General features: G+C 44.6%; 7 protein-coding genes. All 7 read right to left on the bottom strand.

Annotated features, from left to right (window positions below; genetic code table 11):
- Positions 1-96: 96 nt before the first annotated feature.
- The 7 genes from CU633_RS07620 to CU633_RS07590 all read right to left on the bottom strand — a co-directional run bounded on the left by CU633_RS07620 (position 97) and on the right by CU633_RS07590 (position 6,371).
- Complete coding sequence (locus CU633_RS07620; RefSeq protein ID WP_101659130.1) at positions 97-480, bottom strand: diacylglycerol kinase family protein; 384 nt, start codon at positions 478-480, stop codon at positions 97-99.
- The gene (gene ybeY, locus CU633_RS07615; RefSeq protein ID WP_101659129.1) at positions 458-928 is read right to left on the bottom strand and encodes an rRNA maturation RNase YbeY; all 471 of its coding nucleotides are present in this window, start codon (positions 926-928) and stop codon (positions 458-460) included. Before ybeY ends, CU633_RS07620 begins: the two co-directional genes overlap by 23 nt.
- Positions 925-3,111, bottom strand: coding sequence for an HD family phosphohydrolase (locus tag CU633_RS07610; RefSeq protein WP_101659128.1), 2,187 nt, complete (start codon positions 3,109-3,111; stop codon positions 925-927). The genes ybeY and CU633_RS07610 overlap by 4 nt, the downstream gene beginning before the upstream one ends.
- A gap of 216 nt (positions 3,112-3,327) precedes the next feature.
- Positions 3,328-4,293 carry a PhoH family protein gene (locus tag CU633_RS07605; RefSeq protein ID WP_101659127.1) on the bottom strand — a complete coding sequence of 322 codons (966 nt, stop codon included), beginning with the start codon at positions 4,291-4,293 and terminating at the stop codon, positions 3,328-3,330.
- On the bottom strand, positions 4,290-5,483 hold the full coding sequence (gene yqfD, locus CU633_RS07600) for a sporulation protein YqfD (RefSeq protein WP_101659126.1): 1,194 nt from the start codon (positions 5,481-5,483) through the stop codon (positions 4,290-4,292). The genes CU633_RS07605 and yqfD overlap by 4 nt, the downstream gene beginning before the upstream one ends.
- A gap of 74 nt (positions 5,484-5,557) precedes the next feature.
- A complete protein-coding gene (yqfC, locus tag CU633_RS07595; protein ID WP_101659125.1) occupies positions 5,558-5,839 on the bottom strand; it encodes a sporulation protein YqfC in 282 nt (93 codons plus the stop codon).
- Positions 5,840-5,936: 97 nt separating this feature from the next.
- Positions 5,937-6,371 carry a hypothetical protein gene (locus CU633_RS07590; protein ID WP_101659124.1) on the bottom strand — a complete coding sequence of 145 codons (435 nt, stop codon included), beginning with the start codon at positions 6,369-6,371 and terminating at the stop codon, positions 5,937-5,939.
- Positions 6,372-6,396: the final 25 nt, after the last annotated feature.

Here is a 6,396-nt window from a genome sequence, read left to right as displayed (position 1 = left end):
CTGGAGCTGGACATCGAAACGCCCAACTATATTTAGAAACGTTTATACTTTCCTATAGCTTTAGAAAAGCTGCCCGACAAAGGCAGCCTCGAACTTTTAGAATAGTTTTGGTATAAAAATGATCAATCCCGCAACAACCGATAAAACTGCATAAACCAGCACAGCTCCTGCAGCAATATCCTTTGCCTCTTTTGCAAGGGGGTGCTCTTCCTCTGTGACGAGGTCGACGGCTCTTTCGATTGCTGTATTGATTAATTCAAGGGAAAGCATTCCCCCGATCGCAAATAGCACAACCAGCCATTCAAGAGGCGAAAGTGAAAAGAAAATTCCCGCGCCAATCACAAAAACCGCGATGCACAGGTGAATTTTCACATTTGTTTCGTTTATGAAAGCTGACCTGATCCCGGCAAAAGCATAGAGAAACGACCGAAAAACACCGCCGCGACGCCTGTTTTTCCTATCTCTGAAGGCCGAACCCATCTAATATATCCTTTTGGCGGCTAAACATTTTTTTCTCGTCTTGCTCCGTCATATGATCATATCCCAATAAATGAAGAAATCCATGCACAGCGAGAAACCCGAGCTCGCGAATAAACGAGTGGCTGTACTCCTCGGCCTGTTCCTTTGCTTTCGGTACAGAAATAACAATATCGCCAAGTACTCTCGGAATTTCTGCCCCCTGGATTTGCCGCTCTCCTTCACCCAATTCCTCCATCGCAAAGGAAATGACATCGGTTGGCCGGTCTTTATCACGATAATCGCGGTTGATTTCCTGGATTCTCTCATTCGATACAAAAGTGATCGAGACCTCAGTGTCCAATTCCACATCTTCCAGTTCCGCTGCAAAATTCAAAAGTGCAACGACGGTGTTGATTTCTTCTTCAGCAAGTTCACCAGTTTCATCGATCGGTTCAATTAATAAGCTCATGCTTGTTTCACCTTCTGTTTCATCATTTCTGGATATTCAATCCTTGAGTGAAAGATTCCCTTTAACGTCTCACATAATGTGTGAGCGACGATTTCCAGTTCTTTTAGGGTAATATCACATTCATTCAGCTGTCCGTCCTGCAACCGGTCAGAGATGATATTGCGGACAAGCTCCTCAATTTGTTCATTTGTAGGATGGCTCATCGAGCGGACAGCCGCTTCGACACTGTCGGCGATCCCAATGATTGCCGCTTCCTTTGTTTTTGCCTTGGGGCCGGGATAACGATAATCTTCCACCTTTGCTTCAAGGCCGTTTTGTTTTGCTTTGTGATAAAAATACTTCAGCAGTGATGTTCCATGATGCTGCTCAGCAATATCGACAATTTCCCGCGGAAGGCGATGCTTTCGCAGCGCTTCTGCGCCGTCCGTTGCATGGGCAATAATGATATTTTTGCTTGTCTGCGGCGGCAGCCGGTCATGGGGATTCTCAATATTTAATTGATTTTCGATAAAGAACTGCGGCCTTTTCGTTTTCCCAATATCATGGTAATAGCAGCCAACCCTCGCCAGCAGCCCGTTTGCCCCGACCGCCTCGCATGCTGATTCAGCAAGATTGGCAACCATGATACTGTGATGGTACGTTCCCGGTGCCTCTGTCAAAATTTTGCGGAGCAGCGGATGATTCGGGTTTGAAAGCTCAATCAACTTCATCGTCGACAAAATTCCAAATCCCGCTTCAAAAAATGGCAGCAGTCCGATCGTCAGAACAGCGGATGCTATCCCGGATACAAGTGCCGCGATTAAATAAAAACTGTATTCAAGGCCGGAGTATTGCCCGTTTTGCAACAACAATAACGAAATAATCACGACAAGATTGACCGCGGAAACGAGCAAACCGGCCTGGAGAATTTTTGAGCGCTGGTTTTGCTTGCTTAAAAATAAAATTCCTGCGAGTCCGCTGCATAAAATGTAGATCCCGATCGTCATATTGATCGTTCCTGTGATTCCTTCATTAAAAAGGATGCTGCCGCAAACCGCCATCGTAATCGTCATAAATACAGCCAGTCTTTCATCGATTAAAATTTTTATCAGCATCGCGCCCATCGCAGCCGGGAACAGATAGCCGATATCGGCGTACTCATACATTTGCAGCAGGCTGATCAGCTTCATGACGATAATCGAAAACACAAAAATCAAACTGAACAGCAACAAATTTGTCTGCTTTTTATCGCCCGGGATTTTTTCATTAAAATAATAATAGAGAGCGAGCAGCAAAATCGAGATAAACAAAACAAGACCGGCGAACGGCTTTACCGAGTTTTGACTATCAACAACTCCAACCAGCTCAAGCTGCCTGAAGATTTCGCGGCTGATCAGCTGTCCTTCCTCGACTAATATTTGTCCCTGAAGAATTTTAACCGGCTCAACATCCTCCTGCGCCTGTTGCCTCAGTTCTTCGGTGGCAACCGGATCATAAAATTCATTTTGGACGACCGCGTACCTGCCGAGAGCAATCGCAGCGTCCTTTATATTAGAAGACAAGCTTGTGTATTTGAGCTCTTCCTCAAGCCGCTTCTTCGCATTTTCGACTTCATCAGCCGGAATGCGCTCGTTCATGACATGGTTTATTGCTGTAACCGTTAAATCCTTCGCAATTGATATTTCGTCCTTGTCCGCCGATAGAAGCGAATTGAAAACCTGATCGGGAATATCTTTCGTCACATTTTCCGTCAGTTTATCCTTCAGCATCGGAAGCTTGTCAGCTGCAGTCGGCGCTGTTATCGGCGCAGCCCCTGTCCCATCTGCCGCTGTCTGCGCCTGTTTCATGAGCTCATCCTGCTCCATTTTGATTTCTTCTTCCACCTCGGATACCGAATCAAATATGGACGAAATTAAATCGACCCTGTTTTGCGTATACTCTCTTTTCATAGTGTATACGTCCTGAACCTGTTCGCTTGCTTCAGTCCGCTTCCTTTCCGTACTGGCCCGGTCTTCAAGGGTAATCGGCGAGCGGATCGTTTGTTCCGCTACAGAGAAAAGAGTCAGGTTCAGCTTTTCCGGTTTTACATTGCTGTACATAACAGCAAATAAGATGATTCCGATCGTAACAAATAACAGCACTCTAAAAAAAGTAACATCAAGCAGATTGCGGATTTTCGCTAATTGTTTTTGAAGCTTTTCCATCTTCAGCCCCTCCTATCACGGCCGGTAATCATGGCCAGATAAGCAGTTTAATTTGTTCGACTCTAATTATGTAAAATCATAACAGTTTTTCGGCCAAGTTTCACCCTCAAATCGGACTAGCGGCAAAATTATGGTGTAAACCCACGATATTGTATGCAATTCCAGGTCGATTAGCGTGCTTATTTATGATAAAAAACTGCCCGGCAGCCCGGACAGTTATTGTCTTTCACTCAAATCATATGCATGAATAATTTTTCCGACGAGCGGGTGGCGTACAACATCAGTCTCGTCAAGATGGGTAAAGCTTATCCCTCTCACATTGCCTAAAATGTCTTCCGCGGCAAGTAAACCGGATCTTACCCCTTTAGGAAGATCAACCTGTGAGGTATCACCGGTAATGACCATTTTTGAACCGAACCCGAGCCTGGTCAAAAACATTTTCATTTGCGCCTGGGTTGTGTTCTGAGCTTCATCGAGAATCACAAATGCATCATCAAGTGTTCTCCCTCTCATATAGGCAAGCGGGGCAATTTCAATCGTGCCCCGTTCAATCAACCGTTGTGTATGCTCTGTTCCAAAAATATCATTAAGGGCATCATATAAAGGCCGCAAATACGGATCGACCTTTTCTTTCAGGTCTCCCGGGAGAAAGCCGAGGCTTTCCCCTGCTTCAACAGCAGGACGGGTTAGGATAATCCGTTTTACATGGCCGTTTTTTAACGCGTTGACAGCCATGACGACCGCTAAATATGTCTTCCCTGTACCGGCAGGGCCGATTCCAAAAACAAGGTCATGCTTTTTGATGGCGTTAATATACTGACTCTGTCCAAGAGTTTTAACGCGAATCGATTTTCCGTTTGCCTTTTTGGCAATTTCCTCATCAAAAATATCCTGGAAATATTCGAGCGTCCCTTTTTTTGCCAGTTCTATGGCATAGATGACGTCTCTCTGGCCGATGTTCATTCCTTTTCTGATCACGGCGAGCAGTTTCACCAATATTCTTGCTGCAAGATTTATTTGATCCGCATCTCCTGATACGTAGATGGTTTCGCCCCTCGTCACGATTGAAACGTCCAATTCTTGTTCGATCATTTTTAAGTTTGCATCGGAATTCCCGAATAAAGCAATCGCTTCATTGGCATTCTCAAGCTGGATATCGATTGTTTTTAAATCTTCTGTCATTCGTCGTCTCCTTGGATTATTGGTTGTCCTTCTGCGATATTCTCAATAATTTGGAAGTGCATTGATAAATTTACTTTACCATTCTCGATAGACTGGTGCAAAACTTTTTCACCCTTAATGGTAGCATCCTCAGGCAACTTGCTTTTTATTTCATTTCTCGCGATCTCCTTTGCTGCCTGAATTGCCTGTTTATTGGAGTAAGTTCTCGTAACCTCTTCACTTTCACGATGTGTGCTTGTCACATATGAAACCGGCAGCTCCCACTTGAGAAAACGGATTTTTTTCTCAGTTGTCTCTGTTTCGAATTTGCTGAATTCAGGCTTTCCAAATCCCCAGACCGGCACTGCGAAGCTGCCTATTTTCACATAATGTTTTCGCTTCTCATTGCCGCTGAAAGTTTGGAAAGTACTTTCTAAAGGAAGCTCAACTTGACACCAATACCAGGTTTCGCCGAGAATTTCCCCTTTTGCCGGCACAACGATGCTTTGTCCTTCTCTGCCGATTACGCCCGATACCAATAGCTGCCCTGGCGTCACGTGATCGTGGATGTCCACAACCGGATCACCCTGTTCGACAAATATATCAACAATGACGGCCTTCTTTTTAGCAACTAAATTTCTCGGTGATGTGTATTCCGGCTGCTCAGGTTCGTTTTTTTCGACGACTTGCATCCGGTAGGTTGTCCCCTTTAATTCAACACCAACCCAGGTGAGCGCTTCAATATTGTTCGTAAGCTCCCGCTGGATTGTGCTCACATCATCAACAAAAAACTGGAGCTTGCCAATTTTCACACCCATCTTGTCCAATTCTTTGCGAATCTGATGCTCTGTTGCCGGATTGGCTCCTTTTATTTCAATATCCCAAATCATATTCGATAAAAGCAGAATGACCGCAAAAAAGATGAAAGCTCCTGCTAAAAAGCCGCTGTTTTTCAACAACCTTTTCAGCAAAAATGGGGCGCCTGTCCCATTTAAGAAGTGAAGTTTACACTCGCTCCCCCTTGCAGCGGCTCTGAGCTTATGAACGTCATCGAGGCGAATTTTAATCGTCACTGTTTCCGTTCCATGCCTTTTAACCTGCCAGATAAGCAAGCCTTTTTTGGTTAATTGATTTAAGAAGCGCTCAATTCCATTTCCCGTTATTTTCACCGTCACAATCCCTTTATAAAATTCAATCCACTGATTCTTCATATCTTCCTCCTGGAATATTCTTAATAATGGATGAAAGGCCGTAATCTCCAAACGTTAATGCTCTGCCTTCCGTTTTACTGTATATAAATGACCTGATCAATTTTCCCTTCGACCAATATTTCTTCAGGCAAAATGGTTTTTATGACAAATTGATTTCCTTTAATTAACAGCTGCCCCGTTTTAAGAAGCAGCCGGATCTCTTTATCGGTAAAAACAAGTAAACCACGGTGGTTCTCAATGTATATATGTAATTGCCCGATCATCGTGATGCGCGGTAAGTCGAGCATGACATCGTGCGGAAGATCCATTTTCTTAGTCATCCAATTCCATATCGAATGGCTCCACTTTTTTGACATAAAAAAAGAACCCCCTTTCATCTCATATTTATGAGGTGAATGGGGGTTCTAGCACACCTTTTTCCCGGATGTCCACATGGTTACGCTGATCTCCCGGCTATCTTTTAAATGGATGATGAGGGCGTTTTGCCCTTGGCGGTCCAAGCACCTCCGCCAGGATCACTCCGTTTAAGAGATTCTGCCGATCAATATCAAGCGCTTTAACGCCTTTTTCTTCTTTTTCCGGAAAAATTCGTTCAGCTGACGCTTGCTGCTTTTCCTTTAAAGATTGCAGCTTGGTTTCAGCCTGTTTTTTCAGTTCTGCATACTTATTCTCCAGTCTTTCAGCCGCCATCTCCTTATCATCACGTGTTTCACGGTGCACAACCACCGGTGCCGGAGCAGGGGCAGGCGCGGACTGCTTCGGTGCCTGGGGCCGCGCAGGCCGTTTCTGCTTTTGGTCTTTGCCTGAGTCTTTTAAACGGTTGAACAAGCTGGAAATGATCCCGAGTACAATCACAATGAAAATGGGATTTTCAAAAATAAACTCCATCAGAGGCTCCTCCCTTCATAATTCC

The sequence above is a fragment of the Bacillus sp. V3-13 genome, assembly GCF_002860165.1.
GTDB lineage: Bacteria > Bacillota > Bacilli > Bacillales > Cytobacillaceae > Bacillus_BJ.
Note: the sequence above shows the minus strand (reverse complement) of the source record. Positions and strands in the feature narration are given on the sequence as shown.